Origin of the sequence: Methylosinus sp. RM1 (assembly GCF_011378635.1) — a bacterium.
GTDB classification, from domain to species: Bacteria; Pseudomonadota; Alphaproteobacteria; order Rhizobiales; family Beijerinckiaceae; genus Methylosinus; species Methylosinus sporium.
The window spans coordinates 121,909-141,979 of record NZ_WOVC01000009.1; the positions used below are offsets into that span (position 1 = coordinate 121,909).

Below are 20,071 nucleotides of genomic sequence, written 5' to 3' on the forward strand. Positions count from 1 at the left end.
TCGGCCGCGCCTCAATTGCGCCCGAAGGTCTCGTCGAAAGAATAGCCGGTGCCGCGCACAGTGCGGATCGGGTCCTTCTCGCGGCCGCGGATGATCGCCTTGCGCAGACGGCCGACATGGACGTCCACGGTGCGCTCGTCGATCTCCGCCGACAGCCCCCAGACGCTGTCGAGCAATTGCGCGCGCGAGAAGACGCGGCCGGGCTTTTCCATCAGATATTCCAGCAGGCGGAACTCCGTCGGGCCGAGATGAATCTCGCGCCCGCCGCGCTTCACCCGCCGCGTCTCGCGGTCGAGGTCTATGTCGCCGGCGACGAGCCGCGTCGCCACGCGCTCCGGCCGCGCGCGGCGCAGCAGAGCGTGAACGCGCGCCATCAGCTCCGGCGTGGAGAAGGGCTTCACCACATAATCATCGGCGCCCACCGAGAGACCGCGCACGCGCTCATTCTCGTCGCCGCGCGCGGTGAGCATGATGATCGGCATTGTGCGCGTGTCGTCGCGCGCGCGCAGCCGCCGGCAGATTTCCAGGCCGGAAACGCCGGGCAGCATCCAGTCGAGAATGACGAGATCGGGCACGGATTCGGCGAGGCGGATTTCCGCCTCGTCGCCGCGCTCGACATGTTCGACCTGGAAGCCTTCCGATTCGAGATTATAGGCGAGCAACAATGCGAGGGCCGCCTCGTCTTCCACGACGAGAATTCGCGGCGCCCGATCGTGCGGCGTCTCGCGCGGCGTTGCGACGCGAATCTCGTTCATTGCGAGGGCTCATCCGTTTCCACGCTGGGGGAGATGCTGGACGACTTGCCCTTGGGGCGGTCGGTCGGCATCGACTCGCCAGTGACGAGATAGACGATCGTCTCGGCGATATTGGTGGTGTGATCGCCGATCCGCTCTATATTCTTCGAGCAGAAGAGCAGATGCGTGCAGAAGGAGATGTTGCGCGGATCCTCCATCATGAAGGTGAGGAGATCGCGGAACACCGAATCTTCCAGCGCGTCGAGCTCGCTGTCATTGGTCCACACGGCGCGGGCGCGCTCGACGTCGCGCTGGGCGTAGGCGTCGAGCACGTCCTTCAATTGCATGGCGGCCACTTCCGCCATCGTCTTGAGGCCGATGATGGCGCGCGGCACGCGCGCCTCGGAGAGGATTTTCACCGTGCGCTTGGCGATGCTCTTGGCGAGATCGCCGACGCGCTCGAGATCGGCGGCGATGCGCATCGCGGCGATGCATTCGCGCAGATCGATGGCGAGCGGCTGACGCCGCGCGATGGTGAGGATGGCGTTCTCCTCTATCTCCCGCTGCAGCGCGTCGAGGCGCTGATCGGTGGCGACGACGCGATGGGCGAGCTCGATGTCGAAATTAGCGAGCGCATCCATGGCTTCGGCGAGCATTTTCTCGGCGATGCCTCCCATCTCGGCGATACGGCGGCCGAGCACTTCGAGGTCGCGGTCATAGGAGCTGACGATATGTTCGCTCATGTCTCATAATCCTCGTGCGCGATCGCGCTCAGCCGAAGCGGCCGGTGATATAGTCCTGGGTCTTCTTGTTCTGCGGCGCGGTGAACAGATTGTTCGTCTCGCCGAATTCGACGAGATCGCCGAGATACATGAAGGCGGTGTAATCGGAGACGCGCGCCGCCTGCTGCATATTGTGGGTGACGATGGCGATCGTGTAGCGCTCCGACAATTCGTCGATGAGCTCCTCGATCTTCGCCGTCGAGATCGGGTCCAGCGCCGAGCAGGGCTCGTCGAACAGGATCACCTCCGGCTGAATGGCGACGGTGCGCGCGATGCACAGGCGCTGCTGCTGGCCGCCCGAGAGGCCGAGGCCGCTCGAATTCAGCTTGTCGCGCACTTCGTCCCACAGCGCCGCGCCACGCAGCGCCGCCTCGACGCGGCCGTCGAGCTCGCTGCGCGACAGCTTCTCATAGAGGCGAATGCCGAAGGCGATATTGTCGTAGATCGACATGGGGAAGGGCGTCGGCTTCTGGAACACCATGCCGACGCGCGAGCGCAGCAGGTTGAGGTCGATGCTCGGGTCGAGGATGTTCTCGCCGTCGAGCAGCACCTCGCCCTCGGCGCGCTGCCGCGGATAGAGGTCGTACATGCGGTTCAATATGCGCAGCAGAGTCGATTTGCCGCAGCCGGATGGGCCGATGAAGGCCGTCACCTTATTGGTGTAGAGCGGCAGCGAGATCGATTTCAGCGCTTTCGACGACCCGTAATAGAAATCCAGATCGCGAACCGAGACTTTGGTCGGAATGGAGGCTTCGACAACCGGCATGGCGGTCATTTTTGTTTTCCCTGGCTGCTGAGCGCGCGCGCGGTGATGGAGAGCAGAAGGACGGCGACGGTGACGAGCAGAGCGCCGGTCCAGGCGAGCTGCTGCCAATCCTTGTAGGGCGAGAGCGCGAATTGGAAGATGACGACGGGCAGGCTGGAGACCGGCGCGTTGAGGTCGGTGCTCCAGAACTGATTGTTGAGCGAGGTGAAGAGCAGCGGCGCGGTCTCGCCGGAGACGCGGGCCACGGCCAGCAGCACGCCGGTGACGATGCCGGATTTCGCGGCGCGATAGGCGACGCGCATCAGCATATGGGAGCGCGGCAGGCCGAGCGCCGCCGCCGCCTCGCGCAGCGGGCTCGGAACCAGCAGCAGCATGTCCTCCGTCGTGCGCACGACGACCGGCACCACCAGCACGGCGAGCGCCAGAGCGCCCGCTATGCCGGAGAAATGTCCGACGCGGGCCACCACCACCGTATAGACGAAGAGGCCGATGACGATGGAGGGCGCGCTGAGCAGAATGTCATTGATGAAGCGCACCACGGTGGCGAGCTTCGAGTAGCGGCCATATTCGGCCATGAAGGTGCCGGCGAGCATTCCGAGCGGCGTGCCGAGCAGCACGCCGATCACCGTCATCACCAGCGAGCCGGCGATGGCGTTGAGCAGACCGCCGCTGGAGCCGGGCGGCGGCGTCATTTCGGTGAAGACGGCCGGCGTCAGGCCGCGGGCGCCTTCATAGATCAGCGCGCCGAGGATCAGCACCAGCCAGGCGAGACCGAAAATCGTGCCGGTCCAGCACAGAGTGGTCGCGAGCGCATTGGTGCGTCGGCGGGAGGAATAGAGGGACAAAGGTCAGGCTCCCGATTTCTGCTCGATGCGCATCAGCATGAAGCGCGCCGCCGCCAGAACGAAGAAGGTGATGACGAAGAGGATGAGGCCGAGCTCGATCAGCGCCGACGTATAGAGATCGCCGACCGCCTCGGTGAATTCATTGGCGATGGTCGCCGAGATCGTCGTGCCCGGCGCGAGCAGAGAGCTCGACACTTTATGCGCATTGCCGATCACGAAGGTGACGGCCATCGTCTCGCCGAGCGCGCGGCCGAGGCCGAGCATCACGCCGCCGATGACGCCGACGCGCGTGTAGGGGATGACGACATAGCGCATCACTTCCCATGTCGTGCAGCCGACGCCCGAGGCCGCCTCCTTCAGCACCGGAGGCACGGTGTCGAACACGTCGCGCGAGATGGAGGTGATGAAGGGCAGCACCATGATGGCGAGGATGAAGCCCGCGGTCAGCATTCCGATGCCATAGGGCGGGCCGGCGAAGAGGCTCGACAGCAGGGGAATGTCGCCGGTGAGCGAGATCAGCGCCGGCTGCACATGCTGCTGCAGGAAGGGGGCGAGCACGAACAGGCCCCAGATGCCGTAGATGATCGAGGGAATGCCGGCGAGCAGCTCGATGGCGACGCCGATCGGCCGGCGCAGCGCATGGGGGCAGAGCTCGGTGAGGAAAATGGCGATGCCGAGCCCGAGCGGCACGGCGATGACCATGGCGATGGTCGAGGTCACCAGAGTGCCGTAGATGGGCGCGACGGCGCCGAATTTCTCGGTGACGGGATTCCAGGATTCCGTTGTCAGGAACCCGAGGCCGAAAGCCTGTATGGCCGGAAGCGAGCCATAGATGAGCGAGAAGATCACGCCGCCGAGGATCAAGAGAACGAGGATCGCCGCGGCGCGCGTCAAATTATGAAAAAAGAAGTCGAACAAGGCCATGCGGCCGAGCACTTTCCTGCGGTCGACTTCGGCGGCGCGGGGCGTCGCATCTACGATTGCTAGGTCGGACACGCTATTATCTCTCGTTTGGCGGTTGAAGCCGGCTTCCATCGCGCGCTCCCGAAGGCGGATTTTTCATGTGAGGTCATAGCGCAGGTCTCGGGAGAACTCACCTCGTCGAGAGGCTCCGCGTCGAAAAGAAAAAGAAGCGGACGGAGCCAGGTCTCGGGCAGGTCGTCTTGCGCCATTCACCAACCTGCGGTTCTCGCGCGTCTCGCGTCGAGCGGCGACGCCGGCGAAATGGTCTTTCGCCGGCGCGCAGAGATATTTTAGTTCGACGCCAGCGGCTTGCCGCTCGCATCCTTCACATTGGCGGCCCAGCTCTTCTTGATCAGAGCCACGACATTGGCCGGCAGCGGGATATAGTCGAGTTCCTCGGCCGCCTTGGCGCCCTTGGCGAAGGCCCAGCCGAAGAATTTCAGCGCCTCGGCCGCGGCCGCCGTGTCCTGCGGCGCCTTGGGCAGCAGAATGAAGGTGGCGGCGGTGATCGGCCAGGACTGCGCGCCCGGCTGGTCGGTGAGGATCTGATAGAAGCCCGGCGCGTTGGCCCAATCGGCGTTGGACGCCGCGGCCTGGAAGGTCGGCGTCGTCGGGGCGACCGTCTTGCCGTCCTTGTTGACCAGCTTGGTGTAGGTCAGCTTGTTCTGCTTGGCGTAGGCGTATTCGACATAGCCGACGGCGCCCTTGGTGTTGGCGACATTGTTGGCCACGCCCTCATTGCCCTTGGCGCCGATGCCGACCGGCCATTCGACCGAGGCGTTCTCGCCCACCTTGCTCTTCCAGTCGGCGCTGACCTTGGAGAGATAGTTGGTGAAGTTGAAGGTCGTGCCCGATCCGTCCGAACGATGCACCACCGCGATCGCCGCCGCGGGGAGCTTGGCCTTCGGATTGAGCTTCTTGATCGCGGCGTCGTCCCAGCTCTTGATCTCGCCGAGGAAGATGGACGCGAGCGTCTTGCCGTCGAGGACGAGCTCGCCGGAGGCGACGCCGTCCAGATTGACGACCGGCACGATGCCGCCGATCACCTGCGGCCATTGGGTGAGGCCGGCGGCCTCGAGGTCCTCGGCCTTCAGCGGCTGGTCGGAGGCGCCGAAGGTCACGGTGCGGGCCTTGATCTGCTTGATGCCGCCGCCCGAGCCGATCGACTGATAATTGAGGCCGTTGCCGGTCTCTTTCTTATAGCTGTCCGCCCATTTGGCGTAGATCGGATAGGGGAAAGTGGCGCCGGCGCCGGAGATGTCGATCGCAAAGGCGGCTCCGGCCGTCGCGACGGCCAGGGTCGTCGCCAGAGCGACACGATGGAGAACTTTGGAAAGCATGTCGGTCTCTTTCGAGCTCGAGGTTCACTGTGTCGGCGCGCAGCGAGCGCCCCAGCGAGGCGCACACTAGGGCCGCGCGACGAGGGTTTTACGACAGCTGGATGACTGTCACATGACATGCTATCAAGTTGATATTATTATATTAATCGCCGAACATCAGGCGCTGTCGGCTTTTTCTGGCTCGATCAATGGCAAAAATACGCGAAAAGTGGCGCCTTTCCCTGGCGCGGAATCTATGGCGAGCCTGCCGCGGTGGCGAGCCACGATATGCTTGACGATGGCGAGCCCGAGGCCGGTGCCGCCCTTGGCGCGACTCTTGCCGGCGTCGACGCGATAGAAGCGTTCGGTGAGGCGCGGCAGATGCTCCGGCGCTATGCCCGGCCCATGGTCGCGAACCGAGAAGACGGCGGAGGCGCCGAGCGGGGAGAGCGAGATCTCCACCGGCCCGGACCCGTATTTGATCGCATTTTCGATGAGATTTTCGGCGACGCGGGCGAGTTCGTCGCGATCGCCCGGAACGACGACCTGGCCCGTCATGTCGACCTTCAGCTCGATCCCGCCATCCTCCGCCATGGGCGCGAGCGTATCGACGATATGGGCGACGAGAATGCCGAGATCGACCGGCGTGTCCGGGCGCAGATGCAGATGCTGCTCGATGCGCGAGAGGGAGAGCAGATCGTCGACGAGGCGCGACATGCGCTGCGCCTGCTCGCGCATGATGGAGAGGAAGCGGTCGCGCGCTTTGTCGTCGTCGCGCGCCGGCCCCTGCAGCGTCTCCACGAAGCCGAGCAGCGAGGCGAGCGGCGTGCGCAATTCATGGCTGGCGTTGGCGACGAAATCGACGCGCATCCGCTCGACGCGGCGCGATTCGGTCAAATCGCGCAGGCTCACCACGGCGGCGTTCTCATAGCCTTCGAGGCGCAAAGGCGCGATATGCACCTCGAACCAGCATTCCACCGGCAGGCGCTCGAGCCAGATGACCTTCTCCGGCTGGCCGCCGCGCAGCACGCGATCCAGCGCGTCGAGCACGTCGGGCGAGCGCAGGCTGCGCGCCAGCGGATCATTGGGCCGCAAGGATGGGAGCACGGAGCGCGCGGCGCTGTTGGAGGCGACGATGCGCGCCTCCGAATCGATCACGAAGACCGCCTCCGGCAGAGCGTCGATGACGAGGCCGAGCAGCGCTTCGCCCTGATAGCGTCGGCGTAGATCGGGCATTGATCCTCTCGGTCGAAATCAATCGCGACCGAAAGCGAGCCCGAAGGCTCGCGGTCCGGAGCGCGCATTGGACCGCGAGCCTTCGGGCTCGCATCGGAAACGGGCGGTTGCAAGAAGGATCACTCGCGCGCCTCCAATATGCGGGCGATGGTCTCGCGCAGGCTGTTCCAGCGCCGCGAGCCTTCGTCCGCCCCCAGAAGCGCCAGCGCGAAGATGAAGGGCAGGAAATAATAGATGACGCGGAACAGCAGGAGCGAGGCCAGCAGGCTCTCCTGCGAATGCGACGGCAGCGCGTTCAGCATCGTCGCCTCGAAAACGCCTATGCCGCCCGGCGCATGGCTGATGACGCCGAGAATGCAGGCGAAGACATAGACCGAGACGAAGGTGAGAAAGTCGAGATCGACGTCCCGCGGCAGCAGCGCATAGAGCGCGGCGGCGGCGCAGCAGAGATCCGCTATGCCGAGCAGTGTCTGGCCGCCGGTGGGCAGGAGCCCCGGCAGCTGGAAGAAATGGCCGCGCAACCGCACCTGTCGCGGGCGGAGCGAGACCCAGACGAAATAATAGCCGACGCCTGCGCAGATCGCGAGGCCGAGGCCGAAGTTGAGGAAGGCCGGAAGCTTGTCGATGGCCCCGAGCTCGCCGGCGCGGGCCATGAGGCCGAAGCCGACGAAGGAGGTCATGCCGAGCCAGAAGGTGACGCCGGCGATGACGGTGATGTTGGCGACCTGCACGGCGGTGACGCCGACGCGGGCATAGATCCAATAACGGACCGCTGCGGCGGTGACGACGGGAAAGCCGAGATTGAACGAAAAAGCATAGCTCGCGAAAGAGGCCAGCGCGGCGATGCGATAGCGCACGCGCAGCCGCAGCTGGCGCAGCGCCAGCGCGTCATAGCCGGTGAGCGCGAGATAGGAGAGCGCGGTGAACAGCAGAGCCGCGAAAATCTGCTCCGCGCTCATCGCCGCTATCGCGCCGCGGACGTCGGAGAATTTGACGCTCGAGATCGCGCTCGCCAAAGCGAAGCCCGCCAGCGCGAAAACGGCGAGGCTGGCGACGCCGCCGAGAACTTTGCCGAGGCTCGGCGCGATGTAGCGCCGCGCCGTCGACAAGAAGCCCGGTCCGGCGCTCTGGTCGGAATTCGCCGTCTCTTCGGCGGGCGCGACGACGCCCGTCTCATCGAGTTCGCTGTCTGACCGCTTCAATTTCGCTTTGTCCTCGAGACGTCTTCGAATATGCGCGGAATAGGCTTCGATACGACGTCGGGCGGCGGAGTTCAAAGGCGACCGGCGGGCCTCGCGGCGTCCGTTCATAGGTTTTCCAGATCCTGTGTTGCAGCCGCCCGCGAGGGCGACCGGATGAGCGCCGCCGCAGAGCCCGCCCTTCCGTCTCCTTCATGCGGGTGTCGCAGGAAAACGTCGCGGGGAGAGCATGGTTCGGTTTCGTCTCGAAGCGTGACGATAAGATGACGCGTGGCCCGAGAACAAGCCGTCAGAAGAGGCCGTGCACGAACCAGCGCGGCGACGGGCTCTCGCGGCCGAAAAGCCCCTCGCGAAACAGCCAGAAGCGACCGCCTTCCCGATCTTCTACGTAGAAATAGTCGCGCGTGGCGGCGTCTTCCGGCGCGCTCCACCATTGCGGGGCGATGCGCTCCGGCCCCTCATAGGCCGCGAGCTCGTGCAGCAGCCGCCGCCAGCGGAAGCGCAGCGGCGGCCCGTCGGGCGTGAGCGCCACCGCCTCGATCGGCTCCGGCCGCTCGAACAGCCGCAGCGGCCGCGCCGGGACGCCATCACGAAGATAGGGCGGCGGCGCGGCTTCCGCCGCCGCGGGGGCGGGACCGGAGGCGGGCCGCAGCGCGACGGCGAGCTCTGGAATATGCGAGGCCTGCGGATAGGCCCGCAGCACGCGGCGTGGGCCGAGCCGCGCGCCGAGGCGATCGACGAGATCGTCCAGCCGCGCGTCATGCGCATTTTCCCGTCCGGCCAGGCCGAGATCCGCCTGCGGCGCATCGCAGCGCTCGACGCGCCCGGCTCCGAGTCGCAGCACGTCATAGCCATAGCCCGTGTCGAGCCCCTCCTCCGCCAGCACGGCGAGGCGCTCGCGCAGCAGCAGAGCGATCGTGTCGGGATCGCGCAGCGGCCGGCTGGTTCCCGTCTCTATATGCGCGACGGCGCCGTCGACGCGGTAGAAGACCGCCTCCAGCTCCCGTGCGCCGACGCCATGGCGCTCGAGCAGCAGACACAGCTCTCGGGCGAGGCCGTGCAGCGTGCGCTCAATGTCCCCCTGCCGCGTGAGCCCTTCGGGAAAGCGGCGCTCGGCCATGAAATCCGGGGCTTCGAAGCGCGGCGAGATCGGCTCGCGGCGGCGGCAGGCGATGGCGTCGAGCCGCGCCATGGCCTCCGCCCCGAGCCTTGCCGTGAGCGGCGCGCGCGGCCGCGCCAGCAAATCGCCGAGGCTGCGCAGCCCGGCGCGATCGAGCCTTTGCCGCGCCGCCGGGTCGAGATCGAGCGCGGCGACCGGCAAGCCGGCGGCGATCGCCTCCAGCTCCTCCCCGGTCGCTCCCTCCGCCACATGGCGCAGGCGGGAGAAGCGCGCCAGCGCCCGCGCCAGCGCCGGGCCGGGCGCGATCGCCCCTCTGGCCGCAAAGCCCTGGGCGGCGAGGCGGCGCTCGACCTCCGCCAGCAGCGCCGCCTCGCCGCCGAAGAGATGCGCCGCCCCCGAAATATCCAGGAGCAGCCCGTTCGGCGGATCGGCCGCGGCGAGCGGGGTGAAGCGGCGGCACCAATCGGCGATCCGTCCCAGCAGCTCGGCGTCGGCCCGCGGGTCGGCCTCGGCCAGCCGCAAGGCGGGGCGCATGGCGCGCGCGTCGGCCACCGCCATGCCGGGGGCGAGCCCGCCTTTTTCGGCGCGCGCGTCGACGGCGGTCAGCCGCTCGGCGCCGCCGAGCTCGGCCCAGACGGCGAAGGGCGCCTCCGCCTCATCGGGCGTGGGTGCGTTTTTGCGCGCGAGCCGGTCGGTCGACAGGCGCGGCAGGAACACGGCGAGGCAGCGCATGGAAAGGCCACTCATGGAACTCGGCCTCCTGATGGTCGAAAACAATATCGCGCCAGGCCTGCGGGTCGAAGGCGCCGACGAGGCCGCGCGCCTTGACGACGCGCAGACGAAAAGCGAGCGGGCCGGGCAGGGGCCGCGGCGCGCCCTCGGCCCGGGGAGGCGGCGCGCCGGCGGCGATCTCGAAGCGCGCTTCGGCGGCGCTGGCGAGTCTTTGCGCGGCGCCCGCCGCGCGCGGCAGCAGCAGCAGGCCGGCGCAGTCGCCGCGGCGGGCGGCGAGCGCCAGCCGGCGCGAGGCGGCGAGGTCATAGGCGCCCGCGTCAGCCCAGCTCTCGGCCCAGCTCTCGGCGATGACGACGGCGGCGCCGCTCTTCAGCGCCTCCTCCATGGCCCAGAGCGTCTCGCGCGGACGATGCGTGCGCGCCAGCACCAGATGCTCCGGCGGCAGGCCCGCCGCCTGCAGGCCCCGCCCATAGGGCAGGCCGAGCTCGCGGGCCGCCATATCCTCGGCGATCCAGACGATCCCGCCTTGTGGCCGCAGGCGCAGCCGGCGCAGCGCCAGAGCGAAGGCGAAGCCGGCCGCCGCCGCCGCGTCGGTCGGCCGCGCCGGCAGCGCCTCGCGCAGGCCGCCGCGGCCGGGATCGAACAGGCGCGACAGCCCCTCGTCCCGCGACGCCGGAACGGGCGCGGGCGCGCCGCCCGCTTCCAGCGCGGCGATCCGACGACGCAAAAAAACAATGCGTTCCGATGAGCCGCTGCGCGACATCGGGTCCCCGATCTCCAGGAGTGTTGCCTATTTGTTCTCAAACTGACTCCGCTGAGGGGGAGAGTCAAGCGGGGTGAATTTGCGTTTCTCCTGCCCGCGGCCGCTTCCATGACAAAGAAAAATGACCTATTTTCGTGGAAAATGACCAGATTGGAGCCTGCACATGCCCAGCTACTCCATCGCCAACGCCAAAGAGCAACTCTCGCGCTTGATCGACGAAACCCTGCGCGGCGAAACCGTCACGATCACGCGCCATGGCAAGCCCGTCGTCGAATTGCGCCCGAGCGCGGGCGCGCCCGATAGAATGACGGCCGAAGAAATGGCGCGGCTGCGCGCGCGCCGCGCCGCTCGTCCTCCGCTCGGCGAGGACGCCGTCACGATCATCCGCGAGATGCGGGACAAGGAGCGGTGAGCTTCTATCTCGACGCCAATCTGCTCGTGGCGCTCTTCGCTGCGGACGTTCACTCGGCTGCGGCGGACGCCTGGATCGATTCAAATCCAAGAGAATTATGCGTCGGCGATTTCGCGAGAATCGAATTCGCCGCGGTCATGTCACGGCGTTTTCGCGTCGAGCCGGCGAGCGAGAAGCTCTTGCGCGAGGCGCTCGATGATTTCGATGAATGGACGCGGCGCATGACGATTCCGATCGACACTCTTCCGCGCGACATGACGCTGGCCGATCGTCTCGTGCGTGATTTTGACTTGAAACTATCCGCGCCGGACGCATTGCATCTGGCTCTCTGCGAAAATCGAAACGACACGCTCGTCACTTTCGACATGCGCCTCGCAGAGGCGGCGCGCCGCCGAGGCGTGCAGACGATCGCCCCCTCATGACGAAGGGCGTCTCGGCTCCGCCACCCAATGACCAGGATGTCGCGGCTTCAAAATGCGGCCGCCTCCCCTGAAAACAAACATGCTTACCTCTCCCCGGGGGAAACCCCGCCGGGGAGGGCTGCTCATATCGCCGACGATCTCGTCGCGTCTGGCGTCACGCGGGGACGCAAGTGTCGGGAACCGGACAAACCTCGGCGCAATGCGGAGACTCGCCGTCGCATTCCGTGCACTTCTTGGGGTCGATGATATAGGTGTCGCCCTTCATGCGAATGGCGGCGGTCGGACAGTCGAACTCGCAGGCGCCGCAGACAGTGCATTGCGACGCGATAATCTTCAAGGCCATAATACTCTCCCCGATCGTTTTGGGACGCAGCGCCCGCGAAACGGCGCCGCGCGTCTCGACGCGACAGATGGGGGTAAGCAAGAATCGTTTCAATTTACCGCGGGCCGCTGCGAGACGCTTCCGCTCGTGACGGATGGTCGCGCGGGAGGCGACCGGCGACGCCTTTAAACCCGACATTGCCCGTAGACTAATAATCCGGTTTAATCCGGCCCGCGAGTGCGCCGTGGCGCCGAAAAACGAGGACGGAAATGCCGATCGACAGCAAGCATCCCGAGACACTGGCCCTCCACGCCGGCTGGCGTTCCGATCCGGCGACCGGCGCCGTCGCGCCGCCCATCTATCAGACGACCTCCTATCAGTTCCGCGACACCGAACACGCCGCAAATCTCTTCGCGCTGAAGGAACTGGGCAATATCTACACGCGCATCGGCAATCCGACGACCTCCGCGCTCGAGGATCGTCTCGCCGCGCTCGAGGGCGGCGTCGCGGCGCTCGCGCTTTCCTCTGGACAGGCGGCCTCGGCCTTCGCGCTGCAGAATCTGGCGCGCGCCGGCGACAATGTCGTCGCCTCCACCGATCTCTATGGCGGCACCTGGAATCTCTTCGCCAACACGCTGAAGGACCAGGGCCTCGAGGTGCGCTTCGTCGATCCGAGCGACCCGGAGAATTTTCGGCGCGCCACCGATGATCGCACGCGCGCCTATTACGCCGAGACGCTGCCCAATCCCAAGCTCGTCGTTTTTCCCATTGCGGAAGTCGCCGCGATCGGCCGCGAATATGGCATTCCGCTCATCGCCGACAACACCGCCGCGCCGCTATTGGTGAAGCCGCTCGAGCATGGCGCGGCGATCGTCGTCTATTCGACGACCAAATATATCGGCGGCCATGGCACGTCGATCGGCGGCGCGATCATCGACGGCGGCAATTTCGATTGGGAGAAATTTCCCGAGCGCCAGCCCGCGCTCAACACGCCGGACGCCAGCTATCACGGCGCCGTCTGGGTGGAGGCGGTGAAACCGCTCGGCCCCGTCGCCTATATCATCAAGGCGCGCACAACATTGCTGCGCGATCTCGGCTCCGCGCCTTCGCCTTTCAATTCTTTCCTCACGCTGCAGGGCATAGAGACTCTGCCGCTGCGCATAGAGCGGCACGTCTCCAATGCGCAGGCGGTCGCGGATTTTCTTTCGACGCGCTTCGAGGTCACGAAAGTGATTCATCCCTCGCGCCAGAGCGGCGCGGAGCGCGAGCGCGCCGACAAATATCTGAAGGGCAAATATGGCGCGCTGGTCGGCTTCGAACTCGCCGGCGGCCTCGAGGCGGGGCGCAATTTCATCGATGCGCTGAAGCTCTTCTATCATGTCGCCAATATCGGCGATGCGCGCAGCCTCGCCATTCATCCGGCGACGACGACGCATTCGCAGCTCTCGCCGGAGGCGCAGCTCGCGACCGGCGTGACACCCGGCTATGTGCGCCTCGCCATCGGCATAGAGCATATCGACGATATTCTCGCCGATCTGAATCAGGCGTTGAAGGCGGCGAGCTGACGCGCGGGAATGTGAGAAAGGGCGTGCGAACGAGAAGCGGCGCCCGGAAAGGCGTTTCCACCTCCCCCTCGAGGGGGGAGGTCGAGCGCCGCAGGCGCTCGGGAGGGGGTGACCCCCGATTCTTGGCCGGGGAACCCCACCCCGGACCGCTTCGCGGTCCGACCCTCCCCCTAAAGGGGAGGGTGCGCACGCTCCTTTGGCCGCGCCCTCAGACCGCCTGCGCGTATCTCTCGGCCTGCTCGAGATCGACGGAGACGAGCTGCGAAATGCCGCGCTCCGCCTGCGTCACGCCGAACAGACGATCCATGCGCGCCATTGTGATCGGGTTGTGCGTGATGGCGACGAAGCGCGTGTCGGTCTTCTTGCGCATATCCTCGAGCAGGGCGCAGAAGCGCTCGACATTGTAATCGTCGAGCGGCGCGTCCACCTCGTCGAGCACGCAGATCGGCGACGGATTGGTGAGGAAGACCGCGAAGATCAGCGACATTGCGGTCAGCGCCTGCTCGCCGCCGGAGAGCAGCGTCATCGTCTGCGGCTTCTTGCCAGGCGGGCGGGCGAGAATGTCGAGGCCGGCCTCCAGAGGATCGTCGCTCTCGATGAGCTGCAATTCCGCCGTGCCGCCGCCGAACAGCAGGCTGAACAGCTCCTTGAAATGCGCGTTCACCTGCTCGAAGGCGACGAGCAGGCGCTCGCGGCCCTCCTTATTGAGGCTGGCGATGGCGCCGCGCAATTTCTTGATCGCCTCGGCGAGGTCTTCGCGCTCGGCCATCATCTTGTCGCGTTGCGTCTCGATCTCGCCGAGCTCCTCCTCTGCGCGCAGATTCACCGCGCCCAATCTTTCGCGATCCGCCTTCAGCCCTTCCAGTCTGCGCTCGATATCGGGGATGGAGGGGAGCTGTGTCTCCTCGCCGGTGACGCCGGCGAGCTCGGCGAGCGAATGCTCCTCGCTCTCCAATTCCATGGCGATGGCGTGCTCGACATCGGCCGAGCGGCGGCGCGCGGCCTCGAGCTGCGCCTCGCTGCGGGCCTTCTCCTCGCGCGCGGCGCTCATCGCCTCCAGCGCCATGCGGGCGGCGCGATCGGATTCCGCCTGCGCGGTCTCGCCGGTCGTGCGCGCATCGGCGGCGGCGCGGCGGGCGGCCTCGGCCTCCTCGATCGCCGAGAGAAGATTGCGGCGCTGGAGCAGGAAGGTCTCCGGCGAGTCGATCAGCCGCTCCTGCTCGTCACGCGAATCCTCGAGGCGGCGCTCCAATTCGGCGATGCGGTCCTGCGCGCGGTCGCGCCGCTCCATCCAGGAGGCGTTCTCGCGCAGGATCGCCGATTTGCGGGCGGCGCGCGTCTCGGCCTGATGGCGCAGCGAGGTGAGCGCGGCGCGCGCCTCGCCGGCCTGAGCGCGCTCGGCGGCGGCGCGGGAGCGCACATGCTCCACCGCGCCGGCGAGCGAGGCGGGCTCGTCCAAATCGTCCAGCGCGCGCGCGGCGCTCTCGCGCTTCATCGCCGCCTCGTCGCGATTGGCGAGGATTTGCGCCTTGGCCTCCTCGAGCGCCGAGAGACGCTGGGCGATCTGGCCGAGCCGGCGCTCCGCCACGACATGGCGCTCGCGCGCTTCTTCCAGCGCGGCGCGGGCGCGGCGTTGCCCTTCGCGGGCGGCGCTTTCGGCGAGGGCGGCGGCGCGCGCCTGCTCCTGCGCCGTCTGCGCCTCGTCGGCGAGCGCGTCTGCGGCCTCGCGGGCGGCGGCGGCCTCGAGGCGAAGGTCGGCGAGGCGATTCTTCTCAGCGAGGCGGCGGGCAGCCGGCGTCGGCGCCTCGGCGGCCTGGGTGAATCCGTCCCAGCGCCAGAGGTCGCCCTCCTTGGAGACGAGGCGCTGGCCGGGCTTCAACAGCGTGCGCAATGCTGCGCCCTCGCTGCGCAGCACGACGCCGATCTGCGCGAGGCGGCGGGCCAGCGCTGGCGGCGCCTGCACCATCTCGGCGAGCGTGCGCACGCCCGGCGGCAGAGCGGGATCGCCGGCGCCGGAGGTGAGCGCCCAATGGGCCGGAGCGGAGGTCTCGATGGAGGCGTCGAGATCGTCGCCGAGCGCGGCGCCGAGCGCGGTCTCATAGCCCTTCTCGACCGTGACGCTCTCGACGATCGGCGCCCAGAGGTCGCCGCCGCCCGATTCCAGCAGCTTCTCCAGCGTGCGCGCCTCGGTCTCGAGCCGGCCGGCGCGCTTCTCGGCCTCGGCCAGCGGCTGGCGCGACAGGCTCTCCGCCTCGCGCGCCTCGATCGCCGCCTCTTCGGCCATCAGCGCGGTCTCGTCGGCTTCGCGCGCCTGCTCGTTCGCCATTTCCAGCGATTCGGCGAGGCGCTCCACTTCTTCCGCCGCGCCGCCCTGGCCGGCGATCAGCGCGAATTCGGTCTCGACGCGGGTCAGCTCCGCCTCGAAACGCGAGACGCGCTGCGTCTCCTCGCGCAGCGCCGCCTCCAGCGCGCCACGCTGGGCGTTGACGCCCGCCAGCGATTGCTGCGCCTCGGAGAGCTCGGCCTCCGTGCGGGCCAGCGCTTCCTCTATCTCGGCGAGACGCTCGCGCGCTTCCGCTTCGCGCTCGGCGCCGATCGCGTCCTGCTCGGCCAGCTCGCCGCGCTCGTCCTCGAGCCGCTGTGTCACTTCCGCGGCGTCGTCGATCAGCGCGCGCTCGCGCTCGACGTCGCGGGCGAATTGCTCGGCGTGGCGGGTCAGCTCGGCGATGCGCTCCTTCGCGCGTTTCTCCTCGCCGTCCAGCGCGTCGCGGGCCATGATCAGCCGATGCAGCGCCGCGCCGGCCTCGGCCTCCTTGTCGCGGAGCTTGGGCAGCTCGAAGGCGGCGATCGCCTGTAGCCGCGCGGCCTCGGCCTGCTGCAACGTGCGCTCCTCGACGAGCTTTGTATCTTCTTCCAGCTTGCGCTCGGCGAGCTTCAGCTGCTCGCTGGCCTGGCGATGCGCGATATAGGCCGCGAGCGCCTCATTCTTGCGGATTTCCGCCGCCACGGCGCGATAGCGCTGCGCCTGCCGCGCTTGGCGGCGCAGGCTCTCGGTCTGGCCGTCCACCTGTTTCAGCACATCCTCGAGGCGGGTGAGATTCTCGGCGGCGGCGGTCAGCCGCAGCTCCGCCTCGTGCCGGCGGGAATGCAGGCCGGCGACGCCGGCGGCGTCCTCCAAAATGCGGCGGCGCGCCTGCGGCTTGGCCGAGATAATCTCGCCGATCTGCCCCTGGCGCACCAGCGCCGGCGAGCGCGCGCCGGTAGCGGCGTCGGCGAAGAGCAGCTGCACATCCTTGGCGCGCACCTCGCGGCCGTTGATCCTATAGGTGGAGCCGGCCTCGCGCTCGATGCGGCGAGTGACTTCCAGCGTCTCGGCGTCGTTGAAGGCGGCCGGGGCGGTGCGGGAGCTATTGTCCAGCACGAGGCCGACCTCGGCGACATTGCGGGCCGGGCGCGAGCCGCCGCCGGAGAAGATGACGTCATCCATCCCCGAGCCGCGCATGTTCTTATAGGAGTTCTCGCCCATGACCCAGCGCAGGGCCTCGACGAGATTGGACTTGCCGCAGCCGTTCGGCCCGACGACGCCGGTCAGGCCGGGCTCGATCAGAAAATCTGTGGCCTCGCAGAAGCTCTTGAAGCCGAGGAGACGGAGCCGCTGGAATTTCATGGCGGCAAGAGCGCCACAAAATAGCGGGGAAAGCAAGAACAGGGCCGCGATATGTTGTGGAGGCGGGGCCTCCCGGCGAGCGATCGGGTGGAGCTTCCCTCGTCCTGAGGAGCGGCCGCGTCTCGAAGGACGAGGGAAGCTTCATGCGCCGCCTTCTGGAGCTCGCCCTCGTGCGTCGAGACGGCCGCTTCGCGGCCTCCTCAGCATGAGGGCGAGGGTGGGAGAGGAGGCGATCACGCCCCCGCGGTGATGAACTGCGCCTTGGCGAGATCGGCGAACAGCCCGCGTTTCGCCACCAGCTCGTCGAATGTCCCACTCTCGACGATCTCGCCGCGATCCAGCACGAGAATGCGATCGGCATGGCGCACCGTCGCCAGACGATGCGCGATGATGAAAGTGGTGCGGCCCGCGGTCGCCGCCTCCAGCGCCTGCTGCAATTGCCGCTCGGTGGTCGCGTCCAGCGCGCTGGTCGCTTCGTCGAAGATCATGATCGGCGGGTCCTTCAGCAGCGCGCGCGCGATGGAGAGGCGCTGCCGCTCGCCGCCCGACAGCGTGCGGCCGCGCTCGCCGACCATCGTCGAAAGCCCCTCGCTCTGCCGCGCGACGAGATCGCGCGCCTGCGCCAGCTCCACCGCGCGGGCGATCTCTTCTTCGTTCGCATCCGGCTTGCCGACGCGCAGATTCTCCTCGATCGAGCGTGCGAACAGCATGGGCTCCTGAAACACGACGCCGATGTTGCGGCGGAGCGAGGTCAGCGTCATGTCGCGAATGTCGACCCCGTCGATCGTCACGCGGCCTTGCGCGGGATCGAAGACGCGATGCAAGAGACCGAGCGTCGTCGATTTGCCGGAGCCCGTCGCGCCGACCAGCGCGATGGTCTCGCCCTGCCGCGCCGAGAAGGAGACGTCGCGCAGCGCGAGACGCTCGCCGCCATAAGAAAAGCTCACCTTCTCGAAGGCGACTTCGCCCTCGAGCCGGCCGAGATCGCGCGCATCCTCGCGATCGGCGACCGTCGGGCGCGTGTCGAGGATAGAGAAGAATTCCGCGATTTTCGGCGCGAGCAGAAACAGCACATTGAGGAAGCCGACCATTTGCTCGAGCCGGCCGATGAGCATGGTCGCGAAGCTCATGAAGGCGACGATCTCGCCGATGGAGGCGAGGCCTTGCAAATGCAGCCATGCGCCGAGCAGAAAGATGACGAGCAGGGTGAGCGTCGCCGAGGCGCGGCTCGCCACTGCGGCGAGCGCCCACCAAGACAGCACCGGAATTTGCGCGGCGAGCAATTCGTCGATGATCCGCCGCAGCGCATTGGTCTCGCTCTCTATGCGCGTGAAGCTCTGCACCACGGCGACATTGCCCAAAGCGTCGGAGGCGTGCTCGGCGAGCGACGAATGATGACGCTCCACCTTGCTCTGCAATTGCTCGGTGCGGCGCAGGACAAAAGAGGTGAGCGCGCCGAAGACGATGACGAGAAGGATGAGCGGCAGAGCGAGCCGCCAATTGACGAAGAGCGTCGCCGGCAGCAGCACGAAGAGTGCGACGAAGGAGGCGCAATTCTCGCGGAAGAAGGAGAGCCACAGCCCCGCCATGCCGGAGGCGCCCTCCAGCATCACCTTCAGCAGCCGGCCGGAATGCGCGCCGGCGTGAAAGCTCGACGGCAGATCGAGCACATGCTCGAAATAAGCGGCCATCACCGCGAGCCGGCTCCTATGCGCGAGGCGGTCGGCATGGAGCGCGACCAGCACAGAGGCGGCGATTGAGAAGAGGCCGAAGCCGGCCCAGGCCGCGAGCAGCGGCACGAGATCGCCCCAGGCGAGCTTGACGCCGGCCGCCTGCGCGCGCGTGAGCACGTCGATGACGCGGCCGAACAGCATGGGCTCGGCGAATTGCGCGATGGCCACGGCGAGATTGGCGGCGACGAGGATCGCCGCGAGACGTTTCTGCGGCTTCAGCTGCGCGAGGACACGGAGATAGACGGAGAGCACGGACATGAGACAACTAAATGGGAGAGGCGATGGCGCGGTCTATAGCGGGCGGGCCGGGGAGCGCAAGGTCGCGCGAGACGAGAGCTTCGCGAATTCTCGCCAGCCACGCTTGTATTATCCGCCCATATGGCCCACATAGGTTCTATCGAGTTTTCGGCCGGTCGACTCCTGCTTCGCGCCTAACGGCGCCCCGGGCATTATGACTTCCTCTCCAGAACATCGATCACGTGAGGCGTCGCATGTCGCGAACGCCCCAAATCCCCCTGTTCTTCGAAAGGACAAGTCATGCAGACCGGCATAGTGAAATGGTTCAATGCGCAAAAGGGTTTCGGCTTCATTCAGCCGGAGGCCGGCGGAGCCGACGTCTTCGTTCATATCAGCGCCGTCGAGCGCGCGGGCCTGCCCGGCCTCGCCGAGGGCCAGAAGCTCTCCTATGAGATCGTCGTCGACCGGCGCAGCGGCAAATCATCGGCGGATCAGCTGAAGGTCGACTGACCTTTTAAGCGATCAGGCCCTGCGCGCCGACCGCGGATGTACCGGCGGCGAGCGCGGGGCCTTCTCCCCCGGTGGAGGCGCGTCGTTCCTCAAAGGATCGGCGCGTCGCACTCCATCCGAAAGGGCCCGACATTATGAGCGCGCATTCGAATGAGCTCTCCCGCCATCAGCGGCTTCGCAAAGAGGCGCCGACGCATAAGTTTCGTCTCGGCGCGCAAATCTATCACCGCATCGGCGCGCGATCGGAAAAAGAGACATTCCGGATCATGCGCCTGCTGCCCGACAGCGGCGCGGGATTCCAATATGTCATCAAAGGAGACCGGGACGGTCTCGAACGTGTCGTGACGGAAGCGGGAATGGAATTCGCCTGGTAGTTTCTCGCTTCGTCTCGTCCCACACAGGCCGCGCAGCGGCGCCGTGATCGATTTCGCGCCGAAAAGCGCGGACGACAGGGAGAAGAGCGATGAGCGCATTCGATTACGGCATGGAAGCCGGCCTTTTCTCGTCCAAGACTCTCGCCAAACGGTCGAGATCCTATCAGAACTCCGTCCAATTCCGGCGCTTCGCCCAGGCTGCGGAGGCGATTCGCTACGCCGTGGAGGACATGCCTCCCGCCATGCTGGGAAGCTGCTCGCTCGAAGTGGCGGAGGCGACATATTCCGGCGCGGCGATTCGCGGATTATATGAAAGCGCGGAATTTCCGCTGCCACGACGGATCGACTCGAAAAAATAAATTCCGCGACG

General features: G+C 66.9%; 19 protein-coding genes. 6 read left to right on the plus strand and 13 right to left on the minus strand.

What is annotated here, in order from left to right; genetic code table 11:
- Positions 1 to 11: 11 nt before the first annotated feature.
- The 10 genes from phoB to FMZ75_RS08825 all read right to left on the minus strand — a co-directional run bounded on the left by phoB (position 12) and on the right by FMZ75_RS08825 (position 10,459).
- Entirely contained in the window at positions 12 to 755 is a 744-nt protein-coding gene (gene phoB / locus FMZ75_RS08780; RefSeq protein ID WP_108915765.1) for a phosphate regulon transcriptional regulator PhoB, read from the minus strand.
- The gene (gene phoU / locus FMZ75_RS08785) at positions 752 to 1,477 is read right to left on the minus strand and encodes a phosphate signaling complex protein PhoU (RefSeq protein WP_108915766.1); all 726 of its coding nucleotides are present in this window, start codon (positions 1,475 to 1,477) and stop codon (positions 752 to 754) included. Before phoU ends, phoB begins: the two co-directional genes overlap by 4 nt.
- A 28-nt stretch (positions 1,478 to 1,505) precedes the next feature.
- On the minus strand, positions 1,506 to 2,291 hold the full coding sequence (gene pstB / locus FMZ75_RS08790) for a phosphate ABC transporter ATP-binding protein PstB (protein ID WP_108915767.1): 786 nt from the start codon (positions 2,289 to 2,291) through the stop codon (positions 1,506 to 1,508).
- The gene (gene pstA, locus FMZ75_RS08795; protein WP_166142251.1) at positions 2,288 to 3,127 is read right to left on the minus strand and encodes a phosphate ABC transporter permease PstA; all 840 of its coding nucleotides are present in this window, start codon (positions 3,125 to 3,127) and stop codon (positions 2,288 to 2,290) included. Before pstA ends, pstB begins: the two co-directional genes overlap by 4 nt.
- Positions 3,128 to 3,130: 3 nt before the next feature.
- Complete coding sequence (gene pstC / locus FMZ75_RS08800; protein ID WP_246728866.1) at positions 3,131 to 4,051, minus strand: phosphate ABC transporter permease subunit PstC; 921 nt, start codon at positions 4,049 to 4,051, stop codon at positions 3,131 to 3,133.
- Between the two features lie 329 nt (positions 4,052 to 4,380).
- Complete coding sequence (gene pstS / locus FMZ75_RS08805) at positions 4,381 to 5,430, minus strand: phosphate ABC transporter substrate-binding protein PstS (RefSeq protein WP_207783351.1); 1,050 nt, start codon at positions 5,428 to 5,430, stop codon at positions 4,381 to 4,383.
- A gap of 156 nt (positions 5,431 to 5,586) precedes the next feature.
- Complete coding sequence (locus tag FMZ75_RS08810; RefSeq protein WP_108915770.1) at positions 5,587 to 6,645, minus strand: ATP-binding protein; 1,059 nt, start codon at positions 6,643 to 6,645, stop codon at positions 5,587 to 5,589.
- 119 nt (positions 6,646 to 6,764) lie between these two features.
- The gene (locus FMZ75_RS08815; protein ID WP_166142253.1) at positions 6,765 to 7,955 is read right to left on the minus strand and encodes a lysylphosphatidylglycerol synthase domain-containing protein; all 1,191 of its coding nucleotides are present in this window, start codon (positions 7,953 to 7,955) and stop codon (positions 6,765 to 6,767) included.
- A 178-nt stretch (positions 7,956 to 8,133) separates the two neighbouring features.
- Positions 8,134 to 9,711, minus strand: coding sequence for a DNA polymerase Y family protein (locus tag FMZ75_RS08820; RefSeq protein ID WP_246728859.1), 1,578 nt, complete (start codon positions 9,709 to 9,711; stop codon positions 8,134 to 8,136).
- Complete coding sequence (locus tag FMZ75_RS08825; protein ID WP_166142255.1) at positions 9,620 to 10,459, minus strand: hypothetical protein; 840 nt, start codon at positions 10,457 to 10,459, stop codon at positions 9,620 to 9,622. Before FMZ75_RS08825 ends, FMZ75_RS08820 begins: the two co-directional genes overlap by 92 nt.
- A gap of 163 nt (positions 10,460 to 10,622) precedes the next feature.
- Between FMZ75_RS08825 and FMZ75_RS08830 the strand changes: the two genes are divergently transcribed.
- Together FMZ75_RS08830 and FMZ75_RS08835 are read left to right on the plus strand one after the other, a co-directional pair.
- Positions 10,623 to 10,871 carry a type II toxin-antitoxin system Phd/YefM family antitoxin gene (locus FMZ75_RS08830; RefSeq protein WP_166142257.1) on the plus strand — a complete coding sequence of 83 codons (249 nt, stop codon included), beginning with the start codon at positions 10,623 to 10,625 and terminating at the stop codon, positions 10,869 to 10,871.
- Positions 10,868 to 11,293 carry a type II toxin-antitoxin system VapC family toxin gene (locus FMZ75_RS08835; RefSeq protein ID WP_166142259.1) on the plus strand — a complete coding sequence of 142 codons (426 nt, stop codon included), beginning with the start codon at positions 10,868 to 10,870 and terminating at the stop codon, positions 11,291 to 11,293. Before FMZ75_RS08830 ends, FMZ75_RS08835 begins: the two co-directional genes overlap by 4 nt.
- 154 nt (positions 11,294 to 11,447) lie before the next feature.
- Here FMZ75_RS08835 and FMZ75_RS08840 read toward each other — a convergent pair whose 3' ends face one another.
- Positions 11,448 to 11,636, minus strand: coding sequence for a 4Fe-4S dicluster domain-containing protein (locus FMZ75_RS08840; protein ID WP_018267040.1), 189 nt, complete (start codon positions 11,634 to 11,636; stop codon positions 11,448 to 11,450).
- A gap of 248 nt (positions 11,637 to 11,884) precedes the next feature.
- On the opposite strand from FMZ75_RS08840, the gene FMZ75_RS08845 reads away from it, so the two are divergent.
- A complete protein-coding gene (locus FMZ75_RS08845; RefSeq protein ID WP_166142261.1) occupies positions 11,885 to 13,180 on the plus strand; it encodes an O-acetylhomoserine aminocarboxypropyltransferase/cysteine synthase family protein in 1,296 nt (431 codons plus the stop codon).
- A 208-nt stretch (positions 13,181 to 13,388) separates the two neighbouring features.
- Here the strand turns inward: FMZ75_RS08845 and smc are convergent, their stop codons facing one another.
- Positions 13,389 to 16,847: a chromosome segregation protein SMC gene (smc, locus tag FMZ75_RS08850; RefSeq protein WP_166142263.1), complete on the minus strand. Its 3,459-nt coding sequence runs from the start codon at positions 16,845 to 16,847 to the stop codon at positions 13,389 to 13,391.
- 233 nt (positions 16,848 to 17,080) lie between these two features.
- Positions 17,081 to 18,838 (minus strand): glucan ABC transporter ATP-binding protein/ permease, encoded by a 1,758-nt coding sequence (locus tag FMZ75_RS08855; protein ID WP_166142265.1) that lies wholly within the window; start codon positions 18,836 to 18,838, stop codon positions 17,081 to 17,083.
- A gap of 279 nt (positions 18,839 to 19,117) precedes the next feature.
- Here FMZ75_RS08855 and FMZ75_RS08860 point away from each other — a divergent pair, with 279 nt between their 5' ends.
- From FMZ75_RS08860 to FMZ75_RS08870, 3 genes are all read left to right on the plus strand, one after another.
- Positions 19,118 to 19,327: a cold-shock protein gene (locus FMZ75_RS08860; RefSeq protein ID WP_108915780.1), complete on the plus strand. Its 210-nt coding sequence runs from the start codon at positions 19,118 to 19,120 to the stop codon at positions 19,325 to 19,327.
- Positions 19,328 to 19,461: 134 nt separating this feature from the next.
- Positions 19,462 to 19,701 carry a hypothetical protein gene (locus FMZ75_RS08865; protein WP_108915781.1) on the plus strand — a complete coding sequence of 80 codons (240 nt, stop codon included), beginning with the start codon at positions 19,462 to 19,464 and terminating at the stop codon, positions 19,699 to 19,701.
- Positions 19,702 to 19,790: 89 nt separating this feature from the next.
- A complete protein-coding gene (locus FMZ75_RS08870; protein WP_166142267.1) occupies positions 19,791 to 20,060 on the plus strand; it encodes a hypothetical protein in 270 nt (89 codons plus the stop codon).
- The last annotated feature ends 11 nt before the right edge of the window (positions 20,061 to 20,071 follow it).

Bases quoted from the DNA above. Each gene is read 5' to 3' on its own strand.
- FMZ75_RS08855 (WP_166142265.1), bottom strand. From the start codon at position 18,838: ATGTCCGTGCTCTCCGTCTATCTCCGTGTCCTCGCGCAGCTGAAGCCG.
- phoU (WP_108915766.1), bottom strand. From the start codon at position 1,477: ATGAGCGAACATATCGTCAGCTCCTATGACCGCGACCTCGAAGTGCTC.
- FMZ75_RS08820 (WP_246728859.1), bottom strand. From the start codon at position 9,711: ATGAGTGGCCTTTCCATGCGCTGCCTCGCCGTGTTCCTGCCGCGCCTG.
- FMZ75_RS08815 (WP_166142253.1), bottom strand. From the start codon at position 7,955: ATGAACGGACGCCGCGAGGCCCGCCGGTCGCCTTTGAACTCCGCCGCC.
- pstS (WP_207783351.1), bottom strand. From the start codon at position 5,430: ATGCTTTCCAAAGTTCTCCATCGTGTCGCTCTGGCGACGACCCTGGCC.
- FMZ75_RS08865 (WP_108915781.1), top strand. From the start codon at position 19,462: ATGAGCGCGCATTCGAATGAGCTCTCCCGCCATCAGCGGCTTCGCAAA.
- pstB (WP_108915767.1), bottom strand. From the start codon at position 2,291: ATGACCGCCATGCCGGTTGTCGAAGCCTCCATTCCGACCAAAGTCTCG.
- FMZ75_RS08825 (WP_166142255.1), bottom strand. From the start codon at position 10,459: ATGTCGCGCAGCGGCTCATCGGAACGCATTGTTTTTTTGCGTCGTCGG.
- FMZ75_RS08860 (WP_108915780.1), top strand. From the start codon at position 19,118: ATGCAGACCGGCATAGTGAAATGGTTCAATGCGCAAAAGGGTTTCGGC.
- smc (WP_166142263.1), bottom strand. From the start codon at position 16,847: ATGAAATTCCAGCGGCTCCGTCTCCTCGGCTTCAAGAGCTTCTGCGAG.
- FMZ75_RS08870 (WP_166142267.1), top strand. From the start codon at position 19,791: ATGAGCGCATTCGATTACGGCATGGAAGCCGGCCTTTTCTCGTCCAAG.
- phoB (WP_108915765.1), bottom strand. From the start codon at position 755: ATGAACGAGATTCGCGTCGCAACGCCGCGCGAGACGCCGCACGATCGG.
- FMZ75_RS08845 (WP_166142261.1), top strand. From the start codon at position 11,885: ATGCCGATCGACAGCAAGCATCCCGAGACACTGGCCCTCCACGCCGGC.
- pstC (WP_246728866.1), bottom strand. From the start codon at position 4,051: ATGGCCTTGTTCGACTTCTTTTTTCATAATTTGACGCGCGCCGCGGCG.
- FMZ75_RS08830 (WP_166142257.1), top strand. From the start codon at position 10,623: ATGCCCAGCTACTCCATCGCCAACGCCAAAGAGCAACTCTCGCGCTTG.
- FMZ75_RS08840 (WP_018267040.1), bottom strand. From the start codon at position 11,636: ATGGCCTTGAAGATTATCGCGTCGCAATGCACTGTCTGCGGCGCCTGC.
- FMZ75_RS08810 (WP_108915770.1), bottom strand. From the start codon at position 6,645: ATGCCCGATCTACGCCGACGCTATCAGGGCGAAGCGCTGCTCGGCCTC.